The following is a 1114-nucleotide window of genomic DNA, read 5'->3' as shown; positions in this document are numbered from 1 at the left end:
GGGTACTTTTCATCTTTCCCTCACGGTACTAGTCCGCTATCGGTCTTCAGGAAGTATTTAGGCTTACCGGGTGGTCCCGGCAGATTCACAGCAAATTCCACGAGCTCGCTGCTACTCGGGAACACCAAACAAACAATCCACAACGTGTTTTCGCGTACGGGACTCTCACCCACTCCGGTCGCCCATCCCAAGGCGTTCCACTAACACGCGTAATCATTCCGAGGACTGTCAGATCCTCGACGCTGGGTCCCACAACACCGCTTGTACAACGCCTGACAGCTTGACATACAAACGGTTTAGCCTCTTCCGCTTTTGCTCGCCACTACTCACGGAATCACGGTTGTTTTCTCTTCCTACGGGTACTGAGATGTTTCACTTCCCCGCGTTCCCTCCACACACCCTATATATTCAGATGCGGGTAACACCACATAACTGGTGCTGGGTTTCCCCATTCGGAAATCCTCGGATCACAGCTCGGTTGACAGCTCCCCGAGGCATATCGCAGCCTCCCACGTCCTTCATCGGCTCCTGAAGCCAAGACATCCACCATGTGCCCTTAATAACTTGACCACAAAGATGCTCGCATCCACTCTACAGTTCTCAAACACCACACCAGAAACAAACTCCCGGAGCGTGAAAGCCCCTCGGCGTGTTGCCTCAGGACCCAACAGCATGCCAGCGAACAATTCTCGATCAAACCCGGCAGAACACTTTCCACGCCTCCCGAAGAAGGCAGTACTCACACTTGCCGGCAACCTGACCTCAAACCATAACCAGTAGTTCCACAATTCCTTGAGCAACCAGTGCCACCACACAGTCGGTGATGAAACCCTGGCCACCCCACAGTGCTGATCCCGGGTATCCCGGGGACCGTGGATGTGTTGCTCCTTAGAAAGGAGGTGATCCAGCCGCACCTTCCGGTACGGCTACCTTGTTACGACTTCGTCCCAATCGCCAGTCCCACCTTCGACCACTCCCCCCCTTGCGGGTTGGGCCATGGGCTTCGGGTGTTACCGACTTTCATGACGTGACGGGCGGTGTGTACAAGGCCCGGGAACGTATTCACCGCAGCGTTGCTGATCTGCGATTACTAGCGACTCCGACTTCACGCAGT

2 rRNA genes are annotated in these 1114 nt (G+C 55.1%); both read right to left on the bottom strand.

What is annotated here, in order from left to right:
* Positions 1-570 (bottom strand): 23S ribosomal RNA (locus ACLJPX_RS44220); the annotation flags it as partial.
* Between the two features lie 322 nt (positions 571-892).
* A 16S ribosomal RNA gene (locus ACLJPX_RS44215) occupies positions 893-1114 on the bottom strand; the annotation flags it as partial.

The organism is Amycolatopsis sp. lyj-90, from assembly GCF_046549035.1.
Classification (GTDB): domain Bacteria; phylum Actinomycetota; class Actinomycetes; order Mycobacteriales; family Pseudonocardiaceae; genus Amycolatopsis.
Note: the sequence above shows the minus strand (reverse complement) of the source record. Positions and strands in the feature narration are given on the sequence as shown.